The sequence below is a fragment of the Paenibacillus sp. J31R109 genome (assembly GCF_059692055.1).
In genome coordinates, this window is the sequence record NZ_JCAUAR010000003.1 from 139,431 (window position 1) to 163,618 (window position 24,188).

Genomic DNA, 24,188 nt, shown 5'->3' on the forward strand with positions numbered 1-24,188 from the left:
GTTATCGTATGTTTCTCTGGTTGTGCAAGCAGCCCGCAATGTAAGCTGCCTGCCGCATGCATATCTCTGAAGTGTAATGCACATGATCGCGGAACAACGTCTTGCCATCGCCTAGCCTTTGTGTATAACTGTACAAATCGATGGATTGGACGCCAGCCGACTCCATCAAGCGATCAGCAACTTCATTGTAGAGATTGACGTCGCGATTGAAACGGTTGAATTTCTTCATCCGTTCCTCATGAATAGCATCATGAACAGGCGTGGTCCTCACCCATACCATTCGTACAGGGAGTGGCTGCATAAGTTCTAGAATAGCCTTTAAATTGGTTTCATACTGCTCCAGTGGGACTTGCAGCTCGCCCGTTGACGCCTTTCGTTTCATATCGTGCAGACCACAATTCAGCAACAATAGGGTGTAATCGAATAAGCGATTAGCTACGAGATAAGATAAATATTGCAGCACCATCCCGCTGTCCCCACCGTTTGAACCTCTCATCGCCTCGGGGAGATCTTGGTTTTCGTTGATGAAATCCCGATCCTTCTTACGATCGTAAACCATGCTCCCTTCCACCATTGGCTCCAGGTATACCCCGTAATCGATGGATATGCTGTCCCCTACAACGAACAATTTATCCAACACTACTCCTCCTTTTCAAATATGTGATTTACATTCAGCAACCACCTCCTCTGGCGGTACTTTACTGTTTCGTTTGATCTCGATACTTGCCTGGTGTGATGTTCTCCGAACTTTTAAATGATCGAATAAAATTACCGGAATTGCTAAAATGAAGCTTCCGGGCGATGTCACTAATCGTCATATCTGTTTCTCGTAACCATCGTTTCGCGATTCCAAGTCGAACATTCGCCAGATACTCGCCGAAATTAATGCCCATCTCCTGTCGAAACACTCGGCTGACATAGACAGGGTGATAGTTTAGCCGTTCAGCGCACAGTTCCAAGGTAAGATTGGTTTCAGCTTCGTTGTTAATCATCGTACAGACTTCTTTGGAGATGCGATGATGCGCCCTGTCTTTTTGCTCGCTGATCAACTTGACTAATGGCGTGATCAGCATGTGCATAAACCAACCTTCAATTTCCGGAATCGTCTTCATTTCAAACAATCTTTGAAATAACGACACTGTACCGTCGTATGGCATGACGCCGCCAATTTCCTGGTGAAGACGAAGGAGATCAGTCAGAAGTCTCGCCACAAAGATTTGGTAATCTCGATGGTTAGCTGCATTCTTGTAAATTTCCTGAAGAAAACCGCTAAGCTTCTGCCGGATCTCATCCTCATTGCCTAGTTTAATCGAGTCGATCAGGTCATTCTCCATCTGCAATGGAAAAATGGGGGGTAGCTCGCGGTCAGGCTGAACCTCATCGAAGAAAAGAAGCGATTCTTGCTCATAGCGAATTCGGTATTTTAGAGCTTCCAACCCTTCTAAATAAGCCTTCGGTATTTCTTTTAAATCTGTATGTACCCTGCTTACACCGATGCTTAACGGCAAGCGTAAAAACTCTCTTACCTTTTGCTGAATGGCCATCGCCCGTTCAAAAGCCAGAAGTCGAGCCTCCTGAGAGTCGGCGCCCTCACTGCCAATGATCAACACTTGCGAATGGTTAATTACGACCGATTCAAAGCGCTCATGGGCAGGAACAATCTCACCGGCAATATTGCTGATTGCAAACATTAATAGATAGCGATCTTTCTCTGTATAACTAGTTCCTTCCAGAGAATCAATTTCCGATACAAACACCATATATTGCTTTAGATTAGTTGGGTAATTGTAACTCTTCATCATCTCTTCGATTTCATTACGACGCCATTCGCCTAGCAGGAGCTTGGTGACGAAAAACTGCTTCAACTGTTCGCTCATTTGCTGCCGCAAGTGAAGAAGTGACTTCAACTTTCCGCTGATGATGTCAATTTCGTTTCCTTTATCAGAGCCCGACACTAAATCCCGGAGCACGCCATACCATCTTTTGATAGGCGAATAAATAACACGTGAGCTGTAAAGCGAAACCAGAATGGTAAGAATTAATATGCCTGTGCAAATATAAATCGTGTATCGGCCAATTTTCCTTGAATCTATCGAAATATCATCTAACGAAATAACCGATAAATACAACCAATTGTTATAGCTTGAACGGTAGGGAATAATAACGGACGGCTTGCCGTTCAATTCGGCGGTAACAGCCTTATCATTTTCAAGATTGGCAATTTGCGCCACAGCAGAACCGAGTGCATCTTGCAAATGTGAATCCGAGCTCGTTCCAGCTACAAATTTTCGATCTTCGTCCATAATGAACATTTCACCGAACTCTTTGTTTTTGGCAAGGATGGCATTAAGGTCATCAAGCGAAATGTCGACGAGTAGCAAGGCAATTGGATTCGCGGAATGCAGTGGCAGCCTTTCAACGACCGTGACCGTTTTGTCGGTTAGGTAATACCGATTAAATTGCTGGCTGGCATCCGTGTAGCGAGAAAAAAGTGCTGGATCCGAATAGTAGGAAAAACTGTTAAAACGGCCGCCACTGCTAATCAGCCAATTTTTCTGAAGATTAACAAGCACAACATCCGAGATCCCAAGCTCATAGGACTGCATAAAAGCAATTTCTTGCTGAATTTGCCCCACGGCCTGAAAGTCATGTTGGGTAACGGCTTTGTTTAGCGTCTGTGCGACTAGCGTGGAGTACATCAATTGGTTCATCATTTTATCGACCAGACTTATTTCCCTTTCCGTTCGCAGATGAATCTGAGCCAATATCAAATCGTTGCCACGGATCACTTTCTCTTTAATCGAATTGGAGGAAATGACATAGGAAAGTAACCCCAGCGTAATAACGGGAATGGCACCCAGCAATATACTGATCGCCAGCAGCTTAGTAAAGTATCGAGACACCCCAATGTTCATGCGCTTTGTTCCCGACCCAATAGAAGACTTCATGGCTACTCCTCCGTTATGACGACTGGGGCTATCTCCAGTAAACGATAGAAAGAAAGCCCAGGCATTGTTAGCTAGTTGATGACATGCTACTTCTTAACCGCCTGATAAGCGGCGTTTATTTCTTCTATATACTTCGTGCCCCCGCTGCTCTTCCATTGCTCAATCGCTTTTTTCCAGCCTGCCACATCAAGCTCGCCTAGAATAAATTTGCTTTGCGCGTCGTTGACGGTTTGATCCAACGTCTTGCCGAGTGTGGTATAAGTGGCCGATTTATAAGGTGCCGCAGGATTGAACACAGCAAACTTCTCATTTTCCCTACGGACTTCTGTCGATCTAGCGACTTGCGGATCGTCCGATTTTAATTGCGGCAGCAGATCAGTCAATATACTCATGTTATAGATGCCTGGACCCGCGCCTGTCGACTTCGTGAAACCATCTTGATCCTTCCACACGACTTTGTCGCCGTCCAACGTATAGTGCACCCCTTCGATGCCATAGCTCAACAGAAGCTGCGCTTCTTTACTGCCCAATTTATCAATAAAACCTAATACTTGGCGCAGCTGTTCCTCTGTCTTTACGACTTTCTTTGGAATCATCATCATCAAGTTAAAGCCAGCTTCACCTCGAGTTTTGATGCCTGCCGGACCTGTAAATTGATTAATCATCATCACTTGTGCCTTCGGATCATTTTTCTGTACTGACTTCTCCCGAGTGGAATCAGAAACCTGATAATAAATACCCGCTTTGCCGCCATAGAAAATTTCGTTCTTCTTGTTGGAATCGACGAGGAGGAAATCCTGGTTGACGCCATGCTCGTCATATAACTTCTTCATGGCATTCAGGGCTTCAGTGTACTGTGGTGTCAGCACAGCCGGAACTAACTTACCGCTGTCTTCCGCCCATTCGTTCGGTCCGCCTAACCACGTCATTATCGCTTTGAAATCCGAACCGCCATTATCCATCACCCATCCGGTCGTATCTTTCTTCCCGTTCTTGTCTGGATCGCCATTTCCGAAAGCAATTGCTGTATTTATTAATTCCTGCGGCGTAGACGGTGCTTTAAGCCCCATATTGTCCAGCCAGTCTTTGCGAATAAATATTGTATTTCTCGCTTTATCTCGTGAACGGTAGATCCCATAATTTTTTCCTTTGTAGGAAGCATTGTTCAGGACACCCGCATCAAGGCGCTTCAAATTAGGGTAATCTTTTATATAGGGCGTTAAATCCCAGAAAACACCGGCATCGACCGCATTTGTAACAGCTGGTAGATTGAGATCAGCAACAACAATCGTTGGCAAATCTGCTGCCGCGAGGGAGGCTGTCAGCTTGTCATTGTATGCCGCGTTCGGCACCCAGTTGATGTTCAACTTCGAGTTGGTAACCTCCATCAGCTTCTTCATGACATCACTGTCGGCAGCTGGTGCATTAGGCGAGGTGTACATGGCCATCATGGAGATATCCACCGCAACAGCTGGTTTGGCGCTGGACGTTCCCGTTGCCGTAGTCGCGGATGATGATGGGGTTGCTTTTGACGTATCCCCACTTTTAGTTCCATCGCTGCATGCCGCTAATAACGCAGTGCTTAGTACTAGAACTAGCATAGCTCTCTTCTTTTGATTAGTAACCGTTTTCATTTATACCAATACCCTCTTTCTATTAAAATTATATATTAAATGATGACGAACTGCACTCCCAAGGGTCATGCCAACATCATCCTTTAACCGAACCGAGAAGTACACCCTTCGTAAAATATTTCTGCAAAAACGGATATAAAAGTAAGATTGGAAGTGTCGCCACAACAATAACGGCAGCACGAACGATGTTTGAAGGAGGAATGTACCCGAACTCATCATCTCCGACCCCGGCGGTACTAACCGTTACGATCTGCCGGAGCAGCACCTGAATAGGCCATTTGGCCTGATCATTCATATACAGAATCGCCGATAGGAACGTGTTCCAATGACCCACAGCATAGAAAAGAGAAATTGTGGCGATAGCCGGTAGGGACAAAGGCAGAATGATGCGAAACAGGATTACGGGGTCGCTTGCGCCATCGATTTTCGCCGATTCCTCCAATTCATCTGGAAGTGCCTGAAAGAAGCTTTTCAATATGATTAAAATGAAAGGACTAACTAGCCCGGTAAGCCATAACGACCAGTAGGAGTTTAGAAGCCCCATCGATTTTACCAATAAGAAATTAGGAATCAGCCCGCCACTGAACAGCATGGTGAATAAGATCATCAACATAACGGGATTACGGACCTTTAAATATTTTCTCGATAGGGGATAAGCGATTAGCGATGTCACAATGACATTAAGCGCGGTCCCTATCACGGTAATGAAAATCGTGTTCAGGAGACTTCGCGGTAACGTGTTGGAGGAGAAAATAAACCGGAATCCATCTAAGCTAAATTGTGTCGGGATAAGAAGAAACGGATGTGCTGCCAGCTGAGAAGAAGCCGCTATGGAAGTCGCGAAGACATGCAAAATCGGAATAAAACAAACCAGAGCATAAAGAAGTAACAACACATAGTTGATCCCATCGAATAGCGTGCTTCTCGAGCGCTTATGGGATGAGATGAGTGGCACAGATACGCTTCCTGCTGTTGTCGGTTTCGTTTGTTCCATTACCATATACCCTCTTCTCCGAACTGTTTGGCTAAGCGGTTTGCGAAAAATACCATAATCAAGCCCGCTATCGATTTAAATAGACCGACTGCTGTGCTGTAACTGAATTGACCGCCTAGAATTCCGACATTATAGACGTAAGTATCGAACACATCCGCCACACCTCGATTCATCGCGTTCGACATCAGAAACACATGATCGAAGCTAAGATCCATGATATCCCCTACTTTAAGGATGAGCAGAATGACAACAACATTGCGTATGCCTGGCAATGTAATATGCCAAATTTGGCGTAGTCTGCTCGCTCCGTCGATCTCTGCTGCCTCATAAAGACTCGTGTCCACACCGGCTATGGCAGCTAGATAAATAATCGTCCCCCACCCCGCATCATGCCAGATAGACTGAATTGTATATAATGGGCGGAACCATCCAGCGTCGAGCATAAAGTTAACTTTATTGCTGCCTAGCGATACCAATAGATTGTTAATAATTCCGCCTTCGGTCGTCAGCATGAGGTAGGATAGTGAAACCACAACGACCCAAGAAAGAAAATGTGGCAAATAAATAACCGTTTGAATAAATCGCTTGAACAACTGCTTGCGGACTTCATTTAACATAAGTGCGAGAATGATCGGGATTGGAAAAGCGAATACAAATCCATACACGAACAACATCAACGTATTTCGGAGTAACACTAGAAACGTGTCTTCCGTAAACAACCTGTGGAAATGCTTGAATCCAACCCAAGGACTACCCGAAAATCCGAGAAACGGTTGATAATCTTGAAAAGCGATCATGTTACCGAACATTGGCAAGTATCGAAAAATAATAAAATATAAAATACCAGGAATCATCATGAGATATAACCATCGATATTTACCTAGCTCTAATTGCACTACCTATAGCACCACCTTGTCGAGTAATTAAACCTTACAAACTCACTTTAGCCGGATTTAAGATTATCCGTATATCCTCTTTGCTGAACCACATGCCGGACAACACTGTTTCTGCACGGTTTATCCTTCGATTATCATTAGTTAGCCTAGTTATCATTCGTTAGGATTGAAGACAAATTCATCCGATACACGTGCCGTTGTCCTTCATGCGTCGAATCGAATGAGATCCATGTGCCCTCTCGATTCCAGCGGGGATGTAGATCGCAGCGAATATCGCCGTCTAGTTCAGGCATGGAGTAATACGAGCCGAGCTTGATTCCCTTTTGGGTTTGTAGGTTGTAGATATACAAATGCCGATAAGAATCGCTATCTGGGTAACTGTCATAAAGCATGTATCGTCGATCTGGAGAGTAGCTGCAATGTCCATCTTTTAGAAAAAAAGACGTATCAATCGTCTGTATCTCATGCTTCTTGTCTTTCCACACATAGAGCTGCTCGCCCTCAGGATGGGTCTGCCCTTCACCAGCGTGAATCACCAAATGCTCGCGATCTCGCCAATGATAATGCGATGCATACCCATAGTCGGCAAGCAGGAATACATCGGAACCGTCCCTATTCATCGTCACGACAGCCGTTTTCCATATCTTATCTTTATCTGGAAAACAGCGTACTAGTGCGATCAGGCGAAAGCCATCCGTGTTAAAGGTGATATGGTTGATCAATATCTTTCTATCCTCACCTTGAAAATATGATTTCGTAAATTCCCATATCTCCTGCAATGAAATCGTCAGCCGACTCTTTCCTGACTGCAAGTCGATTAGATGGATGCCATCATCCTGCGGATGAAGGACGTTCGCATTGGGATCGGCTTCACCGGCATAGCCATATCCCGGACGAAAATCGTACATGCGGGGAAAATTGATGCTAACCGCATAGCGTCCAGTCGGATCGACATTGGCTACCGGCCTCTCCAATGAAAAGGACTTGCCCGTTGTCAAATTCAGCACGACGCCTTCATAGGTGCTGCCTTTCCGTACATTATAAATAACCGTATCCTCCGGATACGCAGGATGCCATTGCAGCATGCTCCCCTGCTGAAAGTTCCATGCTGTTGTCTCTGCGATGACGGTAAAGCTGTTGTTGCTTAAATCGAGATAACCAAGCTCGGCCCGGTCTTCCGCACGCGAGAGACGATTGCAAAACGCGACTCTATGGCAGAGATGATACCGATCATTCCCGCTCCAAGCCGGCGTATCATAATAACCGAAAAAATAATGACCATCTTGTTTTGTTATTCGTTCTGCTTTTAACACCTCGTCCTTTATCCGATCCATTGCTCGTAACCTCCAGCTTCCACTGATACGTAATTGTAGGTAACACACGTCGAATACGCGAGGCATATGTCATGACGCTTGTGTTCAGCCGCCTCTGCGCAATCGAAAACTTGAATATGATCAAGTCGTAAATTCGTTCCATACGCAATCGTCATATAAGCAGGCTTAATCATGAATTCCGTATCTCGTTGCTCTTTAAGCGTCCGCCTGCCCGTGACAGGTTTGTAGCGATTGCCGAAAGGCGTATAACCTGTAATGCGCATCGTGATTTGTTGAAATGATAGGTTGTCAATTCGACTATCCGGTGCCCCTTGCACAACAATGGAGCTTCGCGTGCTTATAAAGAGATCGCGGAAAGCAATATCTCGCACACTCCCCAACTTGGAATCGGCATGCCGTTTCTCAATATCCATGAACACGGGAACCACCGGCTTGATATCGTACAGATCTGCCGATTCAATTGTGATCCCACTCATTTGCACTCTCTCCACAGTTCCTCCGTCTTTAACGAAGATACCGATCCCAATCGCTGATTTAATGGTGCAGTGACTAATATAGACATCGCTAATCGTCCCATAAATCTCCGTTCCAAACTTAATGGCTGTATTCGGAGACTCCAAGATGCAATTCGTCACGAAAATGGGCCCGCAAGCTCGATTTTCCGTGCTCTTAATCGGAATGCAATCGTCCCCAGTTGATAGATGACAATCCTTAATAAATACATTTCGACAGCCATCTGGTACGATGCCATCTGTATTCAAGTGATAACGATAATTGTGAATGGAAATTCGGTTAATATGAACGGTATCGCAATGTTTCAAATGAACAGTCCAAAACGCGCTGTCCCGAATACAGATATCTTCCAACGTGACCGAGCGGCAATCATCTAAGAGCATGGTGCATACCCGTAATTCAGGATGCTGTGGTACCCCCCACCAGGAACCGAACTTCTCTGTGCCGAACCCTCGAATCGTGCCTTTGCCCGTAATACCGAACGACTCAGCATTCGTCGCTTTGATTAAGATCTTGCTCTTGTCCACGCCTGACCAATCTTCTCGGTAATCGGCACGATGGGGTGATGCCCAGAGCGTAGCCCCTATATCCAAATGAAGCAGTACCCCGCTCTTCATCTCTATACTTCCAATCGTATAGTCGCCAACCGGAACGTTCACCGTCCCTCCGCCATTCCAATGACATTCATCTATGGCTGCCTGAAATGCTGCGCTATCCAGTTTAGATCGATCCCCGACAGCTCCATAAGCCTTCACATCCAACATGCTCCACCACGATCCTTTCTTTTTCTTGAACACGAAAGTATCGTAACGTGTTTGAGAATTATCCGTATATATTCATTACCTAACCATTTACTAATCCGATCGCACGCAACTCTCCAATATCTGGTCAATCGCCTCTCGATACACCTCGTTCGGATGAACCTTCACTACGTAAGCATGCTTCCCATCTGCATGCACGTCGAACGAGTTCCTGCCGGAATCCGCATCGACGTGGGCAGTGCCCACGACGGTCCGATAGCCTGCCTCTTCCTCGTCTCCGAGGCAGGCGAGCAGCATGAGCATCGGGTCCCACGAGCTGCGGCCGTTCGGGAAGCCGTGGTCGCGCAGCGCCAGTGCAACGTTGTCGTCCTCCGGCAGCGTACCGCCCGTCAAAATCTTGTCCGACACCTCCCAGCCTAGGAACGTGATCGGTGTCGGCCAGTATGCACAGACATGATGCCCAGCGACGATGGAGCGTCGGTTACGGGCGAAATTATTTTCCACACCGCTCCCGTCATTCTCCCAGTGCCCAGCCATCACCCACAACTTGTTCACCTTCAGTGTCACCAACTCCAAGCCCGTCAGCGGTGACAAGTCGTCCCCGGGGCTCTGCAGTAGAGCGGCCAGCACTTGCTGGTAGCCAATCTCGATGAGGTCAAGCTTGTTCGGCATCTCAGCGAGCGTACGACGGTACATCCTTACCGCATCTTCACAGTCCTCGTTCCGCTTGGTTCCGTTTAAGCGTTCCGCCATATTTTTCTGGTACTTCGGCACTTTGCCGAAATCTGTAGCCTCAATATCGATGCCGATCCGCACCCCCGGCCTGCCCTCCGCCGTCAAAAAAGCATCCAGCGACGCCGCCGAATACGCCATGCATGCGCTCATCCCGATCGCAGCGATCTCCACCATGCCTTGTTGCTCCGCCCAAACGAGCACGCGCATCGCGACTACATCGTCACTGTCCGTCCACCAATCGGTACCGACGATGACCGGTCTACAACTCGGTGAAATTCCCATGCAAATCCCCCTCACTCTTCATAAGCCTTCACGTCCAACATGTTCGACCACGATCCTTACCTTATTCCGTGATATAAAGAAGAACCTTCGTCAGGAAAACCTAACAAGGTTCTTGAGCACGGAAATATCGTAACGTAATTGCGAATGATCCGTATATATTCATTTCCTAACTATCTTGCTAAGACTACAATCAGTTATTTACACGGTCTCGTAGTTTTTTAACGGCATACCTACATATTCGCGGAACAAGCGGACCCGCTCTGCCTCATACGCGAAGAGAACAGAAAGCTCATTCTGATAAGGTCGACCACTCAACGAACCCTCCGCGCGAAATACCACCATGCCATTGTCCTCATTCTCAAGCAAGATGAGCGGGGTTAGTTGTACTTGCAATACGGAGCGTTCGAACTTGATCAATTCCTCGAACCTCTCTTTGCCTTGTTGTTCGTGATTCCACCCCTCAAGAGGGAGCGGAACGAAGAAATGAAACTCTTCGGTAACCTTTTTAAGAAAATCAACGGTATCTCCTGTTTCAAAAGCCTTCCTAAAAGCATCAAACACTTCACCAGTTCGGGATGGGACTGAGCCTACGAAATTCTCCATGAAAGAATCCTCCTCATTAAGGTTATTAGTTAACACAATGAATTTCCTCCATTTGTAATGAAAAGCGCTTGATATATTCCTAGTATAGGTCTCATGAAACGTACCATCAATGCAGTGGGCCTTACCAGAACGTTAAGTATAAGTTAACGATTATTATTGACAGCAAAAGAAGATGGCGTGACAATTATCATTACATCTGTATGCAACGATGGCATTGAAAGTGGGTATGAGCTATGGAATTAAAACAACTACAATATTTTATGGCGATTTGTGATGAGCTTCACTTCACGAGAGCAGCCGAAAAAATGGGAGTCAGCGCACCTAATATCAGCCAGCAGATAAGGAGATTGGAAGAAGAGATAGGCGTTCTATTGTTCGATCGTGTGGGAAAAACAATTGTCCTTACAGAAGCCGGAGCTATTCTTCATGAACATGGTGCTGCCGTGTTTAAGCATCTGCAGCAAGCGAGTGAAGCCATTGCCGATCTGAAGCAGATGCAAGGTGGATCACTATCCATTGGTGTCTTGCCCGGTGACGCGGATCTCATGTTTAATGCCTTGCTACTGAACTTCCATGAGACCTATCCCACCATCTCGTTATCCCTTCTGGAAACCATGAAAGTAACAGAACAAGTTTTAGACCGTAGCATTGATGTTGGGGTAACTATTGGACCTGTAATTGATGAACGTCTCACGTCGATCCCCTTATTTCACGAAGAGTTTTCTTTAGCGGTAAGTATCCATGATCCCCTTGCCACAGAGAGCTTCATCCCCTTAAACAAGCTGCATTCTTTGAAAATGGTCCTGTTCCCACCAGACCATCAGTGCCGCAAACTGATCGACCGTTTTTGCATGGAGAATGGGTTTACACTACAGCCCCATATGGTGACGACAACGTTATCTTCCCTCCTCCAGATGGTACAGAGCGGCGTTGGTAACTGTGTTCTCCCGAGATTGCTACTGGATAATCTTCATAATACAGACATTAAAGTCGTGCAACTGAGGAATCCTACGCCTTCTCAAGACATTTATCTGATCTACCGCAGTGACAGATATGTTGGATACGCCATGCGCACGTTCATCAAGACTTTGAGAACCTATATCGAGACCGCTATCCTTCATGCTAAGTCTTCATAATCATGCAATGTTAGCTAAGGCCAAATAGGGCTGTCTCTCTTGGAGACAGCCCATAAATTGTTGACAATGACCGTTCTAAGTTCCCTAGAGCTCTAAACTTCGCTCTAGTGTCGAATAGGCGGAGGATTTATAAAAGTTTTATCGGAAATGTAAAGGATGCCATTGTCATCAACGGAAGCATAGAAGATATCGTCTTGGCAAACCCCTTTCGCTTGCAATTGCGACTCCAGCCAGAACGCGTCCTTCTTAATATAAGATAGCGTTTCATTGTATAAGGTCCCTTCTACGATTAAGGGATAGGATAAATCGATTTGCCGCTTGGCTATCCCCAAATCTTCGAGGGTCGGTGCAGATTTCGGCCCCTTCTTGTACACGGTCAATTTACCGTTTGCCTCTAGTATGGCAAGATCGACATCCGGGAGATGAAAAACATCCTTCTCTCGCAACATTTGAAGGATATTATCGATTGAATAACGTACATTCTTGAGGTTATTGACCAACAAGTTTCCTTGATGAATCACAATTGTTGGTTCGAACGAGATTAGTTTTCCGAATTTCCTTGATTTAATAGCTAATATAGAGACAATGCGTTGCAGCAGACCGATTAATACAATGGCTATTCCAATATGGAGATGGCTAATGTTCGGTTCGGCGATATCAGCGCCAACGACGGAGCCCAAGGAGAGGATGACCAGAAAATCAAATACAGGCAATTCACCTAGGGAGCGTTTCCCCATAAATAGTCCAACAATCAACATAAGGGGGTAAATCGTCACAATCCTTCCTGCGATCTGCAAGAAATCTTTTATGGTTTCCATCCACATGGCGTACACTACCTTCCTTCTGATCAAACTAACCATGATCAAACGATTGAGAATTGGATTTATATTCAATATATCCAATTACCATTTTTTTACTCCGAACGGATTCGGTTCGGAGCACTTTGTTGCTATGAAACCGGATGTGTTCGGTCGTGATGAGATCTATAAGCTCTTTTTTAAGTTTCATTTGATAAACTTCGGCCATTCCCGTCGTTCTTCTCCCTGCAAATTCGGATTTCCTGAGACAGTACGGGCATCTTCCAAGCTCCAAAGAGCTCCGTCTTCGTGAAAAAAGCCATTCAGCACGCCCTTCTTACGCTGACCCGGCAGATACGCTGGTTTCAGCATCAGTGACCAACAAAAGCCTGACATCCCAAATTCATCTAGCAACGCCGCATACTCAGCATAGGCCGGCTGCCACTCCCCTTCAACAGGCATAGCACCACCTGGACCTCTTGGACCCGTGCGGATTCTCTGCCACTCCGTTAACCAGCACGGCTTGCCAAGAATCTCCTCGGCCAGCTTCATCTTGTTCAGCCTGAGCACAATCTCTTCGCGGGAAGAGGGAAAGTTCAAATGGTTTTGCAAAATATCGACTTCGAGATCCATAAAATACAAATGATCTTCCAAATTGGCGCAGCCTATCGTCAAAGGAATACTTCCTTTGCCTTGCAGCGCAGTCTTCATCATCTCTCTGGAAAATCGCAGCCTATCTAGATCAGAAGGTTCATTCATTATTTCGATAGCCAACAGTCGTGGATCGTTTGCGAATTGTGACATGAACCACGCCACGAAGTTGGCAGTTTCCTTGTAACGGGTTGGATTTTCAAAAATGTCTCTTTCCGGTGAATGAACGCAAACCGCTGTTAAAGGGTCCGTGTTAGTCAACGCGTCCAAGGTCGGTGCGATGCCGCAGCCTTCAAATAAGCAAGGCATTAGTCGGATACCGGTGCTAGAAGAAGCTTGCAGCAAGTGCCTAAAAGCGACTTGCAGCGCCTCCGGGTTCTCAAGCCAATACTCATAAGATAGCCAAATCCGCAGCGCATTGACGTTTAATCTAACAGCAAAGCTAAGATCCCTTTCAATAATGCTGGGGTCGTAATCTCTCCACATCTGATAAGCATTGTAGGCACGAGCTGGAATATAGACTGCTCCCCGAACAAGTGCATTTGAAGCAGGAGTATCACTCATAAGCAACCGCCTTATCTTGAACGATAATAGTTACCAGAACAACTGCTCTTGACCTCTCAATTTCGCAAGTGCTTCCACAAAGAAGTAATCCCCATAGATAAGAGGGAGATTCACATATCTGCCAGAATTGAAATTAACGGTTCCCATCCGAATTAATCCTTGTTCTTCGTCATCTCCCCACGATCCATAATTCTCATACAGCGACTTTACCGTGCGAACCGCAGCATTCCGATACAAATCAGCCTCTAGAGGCTCAACAGCATTAGCTATTTCAAGCAAACCGCTTGCCGCACAAGCGGCAGCAGACGTGTCAAGACCCGGATGTGTCGCTACCGGGGCCCTGAAATCCCAGTGTGGCACATGATCCTCGGGAAGATTGGCCAAATAGAAATGGGCCACCCGTTTGGCACCTAGCAAATAACGAGGTTCTTTTGTATACCGGTAGGTTAGAATCATACCGTGAAGTGCCCAAGCAGCTCCGCGTGACCAAGCGGAATCTGGTGAATAGCCCTGCCCCCCTTTGACCAACACAACCTCACCCGTTTCCGGATCAAAATGAACAATATGACGAACCGAACCGTCCGGACGAATAAAATGTTCAAGCACCATATCCGCATGCGCCATCGCAATTTGAGCAAATCGTGGATCCTTCAATGTCTCAGATGCCCAGAACAGAAGCGGCAGATTCATCATTGTATCAATAATAGACCAACCGGTTCGAGTGGACTCCGGCTTGTCGTTCCAAGCGCGAATGAAACTTCCGCGCATATTGAATCTCGCCGCAAGATGACTTGCGGCTATGAGTCCTCTGCGTTTCGATTCCTCACTGTTGAGCAACTTGAACTGCGCTACGGAAGTAAGGCTCCATATAAATCCTGCGTCATGATCAATCTTGTAAAATTCACGCAGTGTCTCGTCCATCCGATCTTCCGTTTCTGTCGCAATACGTTTGAGGGACTCATCTCCTGTTTCCCGATAAATGAGCCACAATAAACCAGGCCAGAATCCTCCTGTCCACCATGCTACAGGCATGGAATCGTAGACCCCATCCTTGGAAGCATGCGGGAAGCTTACACCGATCTGCTTACTCGTCTTGCCGACTTTTTTCAGGACTTGCTCCCAGGCTTCATTCATCCAGTCCGCGTATCTGACCACATTCTGCTCTTCCTTCATTTTTTCTACCATAGGACTTCACTCCTGCCTTTCAACTTCGTCAAAGCCTCCACGAAGAAGTAATCACCGTAGATGATCGAAACATGATCCGGATATCGTTCAGAATTTCTATAGATGGTGCCATGGGTGACCAGACCTTCTTCTTGGCTATCCCACGCCCCATAATTTTCATAGAGAGATTTCATAATACGTTCAGCCGCATCCCGGTAAAGGGAAGCTTCAAGTTCAGGAACCCAGTTCGCGATTTCCAAAAGCCCGCTGGCCGCACAAGCTGCAGCCGAAGTATCGACACAGTCCTGCTCTTCCTTAGGTGCGCGAAAGTCCCAGAATGGCACATGTGTCTCAGGCAACGCGGATATGAAAAAGTGAGCTACCCGTTTTACAGCGTCCAAGTATACTTGCTCCTTCGTGTAGCGGTAGGAAAGAGCAAGTCCATGAAGCGCCCAGGCATTGCCACGCGACCAGGCAGATTCTGGCGAATACCCCTGTCCGCCAAGCACATTCACGCGTTCACCCGTGTTTGGATCAAAACAGACGATGTGACGAACGGAGCCGTCTTCACGCACAAATTCCCTAACTACCGTATCCGCATGTGCCATAGCGATATATTTGAAGCGAGGATCGTTCAGCGTTTCCGATGCCCAGTACAGGATGGGCAAATTCATCGTGCAGTCAATGATTGCCCAACCCGCACGACTTTCTGTTTTGCTGTCCTGCCAAGCGCGGATGAAATTCCCTTTGAGATTAAAGCGTCCAGCTAAGTGGCTTGCAGCAATCATCCCGCGTCTTTTAGACTCCTCATTTCCTGTCAGCTTATACTGAGCTACTGCTGATAGACTCCACATAAACCCAATATCATGGCTTAATTGGTTAAAACCGTGCAAAACGGAATCTAACTGTTCCTCACATGAAGCCGCATACTCCTTCAATTTCTCATCTCCGGTTTCGCGGTACATTAGCCACAGAAGACCTGGCCAGAAGCCGCTAGTCCACCACTGTGGCGCCATCGTATCATACTGCCCATTCAATGTGATATGTGGGAAGGTTCCCCCGATTCGACGGCTCGTTCTTTCTACCTTCTGTACAGTGCGTTCCCAAGCTTCGTCGATCCATGTCTTTGTTTCTGTACTTGTTTGCGTCATATTCTTTCTCTCTCCTCGTCCTATATAGTTAGTTTATGCTTTGCTTAAAGTCACTCGGTAAGACGTCTTTTTCCCTTTCGTTGCATACTGCAAAGAACCAAGTTTCCCATTGCGCGACAAGCCGCTTCGCTCGGTCAAGGCCAATCCTGAATCTTCTGACTCAAGAATCGTTACTTGCTGTATTTCGTCTCGCAACTGTACGTGAGACTCTCGGCTAGAAAGTGTGACTTGGGATTCGTCACGACCATCAAACAGCATAATCGGAATTTCCTCATGGAAATTCATTGAGCTTTCGTCCTCCACGGTTACCCCGCTGGAATCAAGGATCAGTTTTCTTTTCCATATATTAACAGAAATTCCTCCGATATACGTTAATTGTGCTACCACTCGGTGAGGACTCTCTTCCAAAATGTCGACTTTCACTTCATCCAGCTCACCACGCGTCATGTCAGCTGTACGCTGCCATTTGTCACGATAATGCGTGCTAATCGCATAAGAAATAGCTCCGCCTTCCGGGTTTTTCGCAATGGGAACCATGTCTGCTGGCCCTACCGGCAAGGTCATTCCACGCTTCTGAATACGAATAATACCTGTAGGATTGTAATCTTTTTCACCCTTGGTCTGAATGACCGCATAGTAACCGCCACCGTTTAATACGAGCTTGCGAAAATGTGGCTCTAGCCAAAGGGCGAATCCGCCAGTTTCAGCAGGGCATGCTTTCTCTTGAATGGAATCATCTGCATGCCAATAGCAAGCCGCCAGCATGAAGGCGCATAACAGGTTGTACTGCGAGTGGAACGAATATCCTTCGTAACCGACCCGCTCGCTAGGGTCAAACCAGTTGCGCACGATATTGAGCTCTCCGCTTGGCCTTTGCCAACGTGTAATGGAAGCCAACGAAAGCTTGGCCGCTCGCTTGAACGCCCCTGCCATAGCATGGTTGCCTTGTGCCGCATACTGTTTCGCATAGGTTTCGAATATGTAGCATTGCTCCGCTTCATTCCATTGATGCTGCGCACTGCGGCCACCAAGCAGAATTTCGCCCGTTGGACTTTGCATGAACAAAGATGTAACAGCCCCTTTTAAAGAAGCGTCTTCCAGAAAATCTTTGTGTCGCCCGTTATAACCGTGATTGAGCATCATCTGGAAAAATAAACGAGAGAATAAGTCATAGGACAGAGGACCATTCGGATCCACATACATACCTAAATCCGTCACCAGGGGAAGCTGAATGTCGATATTGTCATCGATCTCTTCCAGATTACCGCCAAGACGCTGCTCCAAACGCATCACTTCACCAGCCTGCGCGACTACGGACCAGTTGTGAAAGGCCTGCTTATAAGCGACTTCCGACTTGATACGTCCGAACATCTCCTTCCACTGTTCCACCAACGTCGGTTTTACAATATCTTGAAGCCATATATAGGCATGCACAACCTGTGTCATATAGAAATTGCCGTGATTATTGCACTTTGCATTACCTTCTATTAAGCATTCCAAACTGTAGGTCAAGGCTCGGCAGGAAGGCTCCAGCAGATCTTCTCTCCCCCGAAATTTCACCAAAGAAGCTGCGGTCGCGGCAAAACAAGGCGTTGAATACTGTCTCTCGCCACCGATGACGGGATCAATGATGGCTCCCCGCTCATCCTGATGGACTTTAAAGAAATCAACATTCCCTTGAACCAAGTCTAAATAGCTATCACGATTCACTCCGGTACTTGAAACTTCATCTTCATGTTCCTGCCTTGCAATAAAATTAGAAAGTTTATTCTCTATATCACTGAAAGTTGTTATTTCAGACAACGCCACGGTAATCCCTCCAAGAACCTAATTTTGTGTAAAAAGAAGTCCCGCTCCGCAGCGGTTAAGCTCCAAAAGCGGGACGTCTCCAGTCATTAACGATCGTTAAAAATTATTTCTTACCTATACGGACTTTATAAGATTCATTGATCTCATTTTCAATCTTTTTAAAGTTGGCATCGTTCTTAAGCTGAGTGATATACGTATCCCAAGCGGTAATCGGCTCTTTACCCATAATAATTTTCACTTTTAGAGCGATGAACTTCTTGATATAATCGGCTCCCAGCTTCTCATCGGTTTCCGAGAACAATCCTTTACCTAAATCCGGTACGCTCACCTTAGCACGCTCGTCAATAATTTTCTTATTGCGTTCGAAGGTTTGCGCATCCATACCTACACGGTAAGCACGGAAGTACTTGTCGTAGCTTTGGAAGATCTGACCAAAAGTTTGTGAGGATACCACATCTTTGGTTGCTTGCGGAGTCGCGATTTTGATTCCGTTCTCCTCTTTAAAATGAGTGTCCTTGATGCCAAAATTCGCTAGTGTAGAACCCTCATCCGAAGCGCCGTAATCCATGAATTTCAGAATTTTCTTAAGCTTCGCTTCAGGCACGGTTTTAGGAATCGCGTACACACCGAAGAATCCTGCGTCTCTGAAAGTTACCCCGTTCAAAGAAATTAACGGTAATGTATCTGCTTCTTTAATACCTAATTTTCTAAGATCCTCCACATCTGGCCACGCAGCTTCTGGCGGACCGTAGTACATGCCACCTTTGTTTGATTTCATCATGGAAGAAGCCTGAGCCGATTTCAGCACCGCAAAGTCTTGAGGAATCAGCTTTTCATTGTAGGCTTTGTTCAGCCAGACAAGAGCTTCACGCGTTCCTGGCAGTATGTTTTTATTAACGAGCTTGCCGTCCACCATGGCATATTCACCGAACGCCTTATTGTACACGTTTTCAACCCATGCTAATGTGTTCATACTCGTTTCGCTTGCAAGGCCGACCATACCAACGGTATCCGCTTTGCCATTACCGTCTGGATCCTTTTCTACGAACGCTTTCAACACCGTATATACTTCATCCATATTTTGAGGTACTTTGAGACCCAGCTTATCCAGCCAGTCTTTGCGCACATAGGGGAAGCTTCCGCCTTCAGTCGGACGTACACGAGGAATACCGAAATTTTTACCGTTAATACGGGTATAGATCCAAGTATCTTCAGGGAACTTCATTAAATTAGGGTAATCTTTCAAAAAAGGTGTTACATCCCAAAAAGCCCCTTGACTAACCATGGATGTAAACTGTGGAGTCGTGATATTGCTGATAAACATAAGGTCAGGGACGTCTCCGGATGCGAGCATGACATTGGCTTTTTGCTCAGCTTCAGTACCTGTCCAAGAAATATTCAGCTTTGTATTGGTTCGTTTTTCAATTTCTTTTTTAATTACATTATCTTCACTTGGAGGTTCGGTACCGAAGAAGGTCGTAAATATACTGATATCAACTGGCTTTGTATCCTCTACACTTGCTTTGGTGCTTTCCGTTGATGTTCCTCCGCAGGCCATCAACACAGTCGACAGAAATAATGTCGGTGCCAACACGGATAGTAAAGCTTTTTTGCTTTTCATCTAGAAGACCTCCTCATAATAGTTGCATCTTTCTTGACTAATGACTTTATATGTATGCTATCATTCCTTCACGGAACCAACCATGGCTCCTTTAGCAAAATGCTTTTGAAGGAATGGGTACACCATCATGATAGGAACTGTGGCGATAACAACAGCCGCCATCTTGAGCGTCTCTGTCGGAAGCCTCATTTCCGAATTCGCCGACTGTCCCATTTCACCACCGCCAGCAGTTGACGGGTCGACCAGTAAGTTTCGCAGGAGAACCTGCAGCGGTACTTTTTTGAAATCATTGATATACATAACTGCGTTGAAGTACGTATTCCAATAATGCACGGCGTAGAACAAGCCAAATGCAGCTAACGCAGGTAAAGAAAGGGGGAGAATGATTCGCCACCAAACCCCGATGTCTGAGGCACCGTCAATGACAGCCGCTTCTTCCAAGGAGACTGGAATGCTGTCGAAGAAGCCTTTCATTAACAGCACATACCAGGCGCTTGTGATACCAGGAATGATAAGTGACCATATACTATTAAGAAGACCCGTCTCCTTGACAACCAAGTAATGAGGAATAAGTCCTGGGCTAAACAACATGGTCATTAGAATCATTAACATTAATAGTCTTCTACCCATCAGTCTTTTTCTCGAAAGCGCATAGGAGAAAGCGGATGTGACCATCAAAGAGAGGAAAGTTCCTACGGTTGCTAGAAAGACGCTGACTTGGATAGCCCTTGGAAATGCCTTAGTCGAGAGTAGAAATTGATAGGATTTTAGCGACCATTCTGAAGGAAACAGGATGAGACCGCCTCGATAATATTCAGCAGGCTCTGTGAATGACACGACGAACACGTAGTAGATCGGGAACACGCAAATCAAACCGATGGCTCCCAATCCAATAACATTGATGTAATCGAAGATTTTATCACTTAAACTTCGTTTCATGGTATGTGCTCCTTCCCAATAGATGGACGTTAGTAAACGCCTTCCTCGCCAACTTTTTTGGCAATTTTGTTCGCAATAATGACTAGGATTAATCCTACGAGTGATTTAAACAATCCAATCGCCGTGCTATAGCTGAACTGTCCATGCTGAACACCCGCTCTAAAAACATAAGTGTCGAACACGTCGCCCACAGAACTGACTGCACCGTTCAGCATCAGGTAGATATGCTCGAAACCTACATCCATGATATCGCCCAGCCTAAGAATAAGCAGGATAACGATAACGGATTTAATTGCAGGTAGTGTGACGTGCCACATTTGGCGAAAACGGTTTGCTCCATCCATCTTAGCTGCTTCATAAAGTTGAGGATCAACTCCTGCAATCGCTGCCAGAAAGATGATTGTCCCCCAACCACATTCCTTCCAGATCGTCTGACCTACAATTAATCCCCAGAAAATGTCGGCATTCGTCAGAAAGTCGAATTTTTCCCACCCGAATGCAGTGAATATCTTATTAACAACCCCCTCTGAATGAGAAAGCATCAGAAACGTAATTCCTGAGATAATGACCCAAGCGAGGAAATGAGGTAAATAAATGACCGATTGAATGATTCTTTTATACCTTGTGCTGCGAAGCTCATTTAATAGGAGAGAAAGAATGATTGGAATTGGAAAAAAGAAAAATAACTTTAAGAACGAAATCGCCATCGTATTGCGGAACAAAGTCCAGAAGTCTGGAGTTGAGAAGAACCTAACGAAATGTTCAAAACCAACCCATTTACTCTTGAAGATCCCGAGCATCGGAGAATATTTCTGGAAAGCAATGATCAGCCAAAACATAGGAACGTATTTATACACAATAAAGTATAAAATTGCTGGCGACGCAAGCAGATACAAATATTTGTCACGCCGTAAATTATGCCAGAAAGCAGAACGTTTTACGCGCTTACTCGTCAGCTTAGCGGAAACCGGAGCCGGCAAACTCTGATTGGTAATTCCGGACTGTTGGCTCATTCTCAATACTCTCCTCTATGTCGGCTTGGTTAGCCGTTGGTTTCTTGGATTTATCGTAATCGTGGCGATGATTTCCTGCAACCTCACTTTTTTGCCGTTTATTTTGTGAGATTTTATTGGGACTCCCCCACATTGTGGCACTTTTTTGCCGGCAAGAAGTTTTTTGGCATGGCTAGCAGATTGCAAAAATGTATCATCCGGCAAAAATGTGTGATTGAAGTTGCTGAGTCTGCTATTTATAGTTAAATTCTCAAACAATAGTAAGCATGTATATTGGAAAGGAGTCGAGTGAGCGAGGCTTTTATTGTAAGCGCTTCAATAATTGGAATTATTTAATTTGAGGAGTGAAGTCGAATGTTAAAAATGAAAAAAGTAGTGCCAGCCTTATTTATCCTCAGCTTATTGCTGCCAACTATCCTGATTCGACCGACTACTGCGTCAGCAGCCTCAGCTGATGTCACGGTTTACAACGAAATTGCGGGTAAAACCCCACTGCATATCGGTTATAATCAGGGACACTATTTGCCAAACAGCAATACTTCGTCCTGGGTAAATTATTCCGGCGTAAATGCTTACCGAATATGGACGTCCATGGGTAACTATGAACCAACGGATGACATGGCACCCTATGGTGATGGTGTGACTGACCTAGCATCCTTTGATTCCCGGAAGTCGCTACTGCGAGCAAATCCTGAAAGTACAACATACATCAATTGGCCAGTCTTTCAGGATCGCTTTCAAAATTATACGACTAGCGGAACGAATCAGTCTAAGCTGAACTATATGCTGAGCGAATTAAAAAACCTCAACGTGGATGTTTTGGCAGTAATGAATCCTACACTATGGAACGGTTCAGGCACTTGGAGCGACCGCTGGGAGCTGTGGCAGTTCGATTATGCAATGGCTTACCATATGGCCAAAAATTATGACGTTAAGATGTATGAGATATTCAATGAGCCCGATCATGGCAGTAATATCGATTTGACCCAGGACACTTACATAGAAATGCTTCGTTTCTCTTCGGATGCAATTCGCTGCGCGATTGCGGATGTTAACGCCCTTTATGGAAAGTCGCTGACCGCTCAAATTAGCGCGCCAGTATTAACCCATGCTCAAAGCAGCTCAGGTGACTATCATATGATCGCAGATCCGGATGCCGATAACCGTGATGACCAGTATGGTTGGGGTCAAAAAGCAATGATGAACATTCGGAAGGATTACCGTGGCAATACGGTTAATTATGATATTTTCAACATTTTTGGTACGCATAAATACAACATGACTGGATCTGATTATTACAATGAGCTTGATATGATTAAGAACAAAATGATCCAGTTCTCCCCAACAGCCACCGCTTTGCCAATTTATTATACCGAGTTCAACCGCTACAGCACAGGTACTTTCGATCTCAATGCTAGTTACAATTTAAGTGATATGGGAACCGTTACGGATATGGCATTAATTTATGGAAAATCCATGCTTCGTGACGTGAAAGGAATGTTAGCCTTTAAATTTAGCAATACCTACTCAGATGCCCACGGTTATCAGGGTACGGGCTTCAATTACGTGTGGAACTCTGGGTCCTATGATATTGGAGGCGTCACCCGTTCAGGAGAAGTCGTCCGATTCGCTGCCAAAGGTTTCAAAGGCGAAAAAGACCGCTATAAAACTTTGTCTAATTCTGCTCATAGTGATTATGCCGCTTATACCTCTTACGACCCCGCTACCAATAATTATTATATTTTGGCCATCAATCCTAATACGACGACAGATTACACGACCACATTTAACATGAGCGCTGTTGGAATCTCAACTGATTCTGTCGTTACAGTAGAAGAAATCAGTGAGGATCATTGGGGTGAAGTCACTCAGGTCATTAAAATGTCAGCCTCCAAATCACTAACCTTAACCCACCCGAAACAAAGCGTCTGGTTGATCACGGTGCCTAAAGGAACACTATTAAATGAGTCCAAACTTGCAGCTGTCGCTGATGCCCAAGTACAAGGTGGCGCAAGTGCAAACACTAATTTTGGTTCAGAAACATCCATGAGAGTTAAACGCGATTCTGCGTCCACCAACAATAATCGAGTTAGTTACATCAAATTCAATACGTCTGGGATTAATTTGGCTACTGTGAAGAGAGCTGTACTAAGAGTGACCGGATACAATCCCATCGACAGTACAGATATGAACTTCCACACCTATGGAATTAGCAACGATGGCTGGAGTGAATCTACCTTGACGTGGAACAACGCTCCGAATCTAAACCCTGCGACTTCCGCAATGATCGGGGTAGGTGTTGGTGCTTTTCCTGTCGGGCATCTATCAGCGGATGGGGTCAGTCAAATCATGCGAGTCGATGTTACCGAGTATGTTAGAAAACATCCGGACAGCTTACTATCGTTTGCTTTAATTCGCGAACAACGTTACTCGAGTGATAACGGTGACGATACCAGACATGCCATAATCAATACACGTGAAGCCTCTTCAGGACTACCGTACTTAGAATTATGGTATTGAGACAAAAATCCCTGGCAGCAGTTGCTGTCAGGGATTTTTTAAGGCTTGAAAGGAGAATTTCGAAACAGCACTTTTTTGCACATCCATATTTTTTTGCCAGTGTCATAGTTAGCTAGCTATTAC

General features: G+C 45.6%; 19 protein-coding genes. 2 read left to right on the forward strand and 17 right to left on the reverse strand.

The features are described from left to right. Position 1: 1 nt before the first annotated feature. From AC58QT_RS10735 to AC58QT_RS10775, 9 genes are all read right to left on the reverse strand, one after another. The gene (locus AC58QT_RS10735; protein WP_497408962.1) at positions 2–637 is read right to left on the reverse strand and encodes an SGNH/GDSL hydrolase family protein; all 636 of its coding nucleotides are present in this window, start codon (positions 635–637) and stop codon (positions 2–4) included. A 61-nt stretch (positions 638–698) separates the two neighbouring features. After that, positions 699–2,948, reverse strand: a complete 2,250-nt coding sequence (locus AC58QT_RS10740; RefSeq protein ID WP_497408963.1) for a helix-turn-helix domain-containing protein — start codon at positions 2,946–2,948, stop codon at positions 699–701. A gap of 86 nt (positions 2,949–3,034) precedes the next feature. Beyond that, entirely contained in the window at positions 3,035–4,582 is a 1,548-nt protein-coding gene (locus tag AC58QT_RS10745) for an extracellular solute-binding protein (protein ID WP_497408964.1), read from the reverse strand. A 76-nt stretch (positions 4,583–4,658) separates the two neighbouring features. After that, on the reverse strand, positions 4,659–5,576 hold the full coding sequence (locus tag AC58QT_RS10750) for a carbohydrate ABC transporter permease (RefSeq protein WP_497408965.1): 918 nt from the start codon (positions 5,574–5,576) through the stop codon (positions 4,659–4,661). Next, a complete protein-coding gene (locus AC58QT_RS10755; protein WP_497408966.1) occupies positions 5,576–6,472 on the reverse strand; it encodes an ABC transporter permease in 897 nt (298 codons plus the stop codon). The genes AC58QT_RS10750 and AC58QT_RS10755 overlap by 1 nt, the downstream gene beginning before the upstream one ends. A gap of 146 nt (positions 6,473–6,618) precedes the next feature. Continuing rightward, entirely contained in the window at positions 6,619–7,806 is a 1,188-nt protein-coding gene (locus AC58QT_RS10760) for a TolB-like translocation protein (protein WP_497408967.1), read from the reverse strand. After that, positions 7,794–9,083, reverse strand: coding sequence for a glycoside hydrolase family 28 protein (locus AC58QT_RS10765; RefSeq protein WP_497408968.1), 1,290 nt, complete (start codon positions 9,081–9,083; stop codon positions 7,794–7,796). Before AC58QT_RS10765 ends, AC58QT_RS10760 begins: the two co-directional genes overlap by 13 nt. A gap of 90 nt (positions 9,084–9,173) precedes the next feature. Further along, positions 9,174–10,097: a nucleoside hydrolase gene (locus AC58QT_RS10770; protein WP_497408969.1), complete on the reverse strand. Its 924-nt coding sequence runs from the start codon at positions 10,095–10,097 to the stop codon at positions 9,174–9,176. Positions 10,098–10,295: 198 nt separating this feature from the next. Continuing rightward, positions 10,296–10,700 (reverse strand): nuclear transport factor 2 family protein, encoded by a 405-nt coding sequence (locus tag AC58QT_RS10775; protein WP_497408970.1) that lies wholly within the window; start codon positions 10,698–10,700, stop codon positions 10,296–10,298. Between the two features lie 233 nt (positions 10,701–10,933). On the opposite strand from AC58QT_RS10775, the gene AC58QT_RS10780 reads away from it, so the two are divergent. Then, positions 10,934–11,836, forward strand: coding sequence for a LysR family transcriptional regulator (locus AC58QT_RS10780; protein WP_497408971.1), 903 nt, complete (start codon positions 10,934–10,936; stop codon positions 11,834–11,836). A 104-nt stretch (positions 11,837–11,940) separates the two neighbouring features. Here AC58QT_RS10780 and AC58QT_RS10785 read toward each other — a convergent pair whose 3' ends face one another. The 8 genes from AC58QT_RS10785 to AC58QT_RS10820 form a co-directional block, all read right to left on the reverse strand. Continuing rightward, a complete protein-coding gene (locus AC58QT_RS10785) occupies positions 11,941–12,654 on the reverse strand; it encodes a DUF421 domain-containing protein (RefSeq protein ID WP_497409313.1) in 714 nt (237 codons plus the stop codon). A 186-nt stretch (positions 12,655–12,840) separates the two neighbouring features. Continuing rightward, positions 12,841–13,848 (reverse strand): glycoside hydrolase 5 family protein, encoded by a 1,008-nt coding sequence (locus AC58QT_RS10790; protein WP_497408972.1) that lies wholly within the window; start codon positions 13,846–13,848, stop codon positions 12,841–12,843. Positions 13,849–13,878: 30 nt separating this feature from the next. Further along, positions 13,879–15,033: a glycoside hydrolase family 88 protein gene (locus AC58QT_RS10795; protein ID WP_497408973.1), complete on the reverse strand. Its 1,155-nt coding sequence runs from the start codon at positions 15,031–15,033 to the stop codon at positions 13,879–13,881. After that, positions 15,027–16,163: a glycoside hydrolase family 88 protein gene (locus tag AC58QT_RS10800; RefSeq protein WP_497408974.1), complete on the reverse strand. Its 1,137-nt coding sequence runs from the start codon at positions 16,161–16,163 to the stop codon at positions 15,027–15,029. The genes AC58QT_RS10795 and AC58QT_RS10800 overlap by 7 nt, the downstream gene beginning before the upstream one ends. A gap of 33 nt (positions 16,164–16,196) precedes the next feature. Further along, on the reverse strand, positions 16,197–17,972 hold the full coding sequence (locus AC58QT_RS10805; RefSeq protein WP_497408975.1) for a hypothetical protein: 1,776 nt from the start codon (positions 17,970–17,972) through the stop codon (positions 16,197–16,199). Positions 17,973–18,075: 103 nt separating this feature from the next. Continuing rightward, entirely contained in the window at positions 18,076–19,593 is a 1,518-nt protein-coding gene (locus AC58QT_RS10810) for a type 2 periplasmic-binding domain-containing protein (RefSeq protein ID WP_497408976.1), read from the reverse strand. 60 nt (positions 19,594–19,653) lie between these two features. Then, positions 19,654–20,532, reverse strand: a complete 879-nt coding sequence (locus AC58QT_RS10815; RefSeq protein ID WP_497408977.1) for a carbohydrate ABC transporter permease — start codon at positions 20,530–20,532, stop codon at positions 19,654–19,656. Positions 20,533–20,561: 29 nt separating this feature from the next. After that, positions 20,562–21,545: an ABC transporter permease gene (locus tag AC58QT_RS10820; protein ID WP_497285872.1), complete on the reverse strand. Its 984-nt coding sequence runs from the start codon at positions 21,543–21,545 to the stop codon at positions 20,562–20,564. Positions 21,546–21,899: 354 nt separating this feature from the next. On the opposite strand from AC58QT_RS10820, the gene AC58QT_RS10825 reads away from it, so the two are divergent. Continuing rightward, positions 21,900–24,065: a CBM96 family carbohydrate-binding protein gene (locus AC58QT_RS10825; protein ID WP_497408978.1), complete on the forward strand. Its 2,166-nt coding sequence runs from the start codon at positions 21,900–21,902 to the stop codon at positions 24,063–24,065. The last annotated feature ends 123 nt before the right edge of the window (positions 24,066–24,188 follow it).

Bases quoted from the DNA above. Each gene is read 5' to 3' on its own strand.
- AC58QT_RS10740 (WP_497408963.1), bottom strand. From the start codon at position 2,948: ATGAAGTCTTCTATTGGGTCGGGAACAAAGCGCATGAACATTGGGGTG.
- AC58QT_RS10745 (WP_497408964.1), bottom strand. From the start codon at position 4,582: ATGAAAACGGTTACTAATCAAAAGAAGAGAGCTATGCTAGTTCTAGTA.
- AC58QT_RS10750 (WP_497408965.1), bottom strand. From the start codon at position 5,576: ATGGAACAAACGAAACCGACAACAGCAGGAAGCGTATCTGTGCCACTC.
- AC58QT_RS10760 (WP_497408967.1), bottom strand. From the start codon at position 7,806: ATGGATCGGATAAAGGACGAGGTGTTAAAAGCAGAACGAATAACAAAA.
- AC58QT_RS10765 (WP_497408968.1), bottom strand. From the start codon at position 9,083: ATGTTGGATGTGAAGGCTTATGGAGCTGTCGGGGATCGATCTAAACTG.
- AC58QT_RS10770 (WP_497408969.1), bottom strand. From the start codon at position 10,097: ATGGGAATTTCACCGAGTTGTAGACCGGTCATCGTCGGTACCGATTGG.
- AC58QT_RS10775 (WP_497408970.1), bottom strand. From the start codon at position 10,700: ATGGAGAATTTCGTAGGCTCAGTCCCATCCCGAACTGGTGAAGTGTTT.
- AC58QT_RS10780 (WP_497408971.1), top strand. From the start codon at position 10,934: ATGGAATTAAAACAACTACAATATTTTATGGCGATTTGTGATGAGCTT.
- AC58QT_RS10785 (WP_497409313.1), bottom strand. From the start codon at position 12,654: ATGGAAACCATAAAAGATTTCTTGCAGATCGCAGGAAGGATTGTGACG.
- AC58QT_RS10790 (WP_497408972.1), bottom strand. From the start codon at position 13,848: ATGAGTGATACTCCTGCTTCAAATGCACTTGTTCGGGGAGCAGTCTAT.
- AC58QT_RS10795 (WP_497408973.1), bottom strand. From the start codon at position 15,033: ATGGTAGAAAAAATGAAGGAAGAGCAGAATGTGGTCAGATACGCGGAC.
- AC58QT_RS10800 (WP_497408974.1), bottom strand. From the start codon at position 16,163: ATGACGCAAACAAGTACAGAAACAAAGACATGGATCGACGAAGCTTGG.
- AC58QT_RS10810 (WP_497408976.1), bottom strand. From the start codon at position 19,593: ATGAAAAGCAAAAAAGCTTTACTATCCGTGTTGGCACCGACATTATTT.
- AC58QT_RS10815 (WP_497408977.1), bottom strand. From the start codon at position 20,532: ATGAAACGAAGTTTAAGTGATAAAATCTTCGATTACATCAATGTTATT.
- AC58QT_RS10820 (WP_497285872.1), bottom strand. From the start codon at position 21,545: ATGAGCCAACAGTCCGGAATTACCAATCAGAGTTTGCCGGCTCCGGTT.
- AC58QT_RS10825 (WP_497408978.1), top strand. From the start codon at position 21,900: ATGTTAAAAATGAAAAAAGTAGTGCCAGCCTTATTTATCCTCAGCTTA.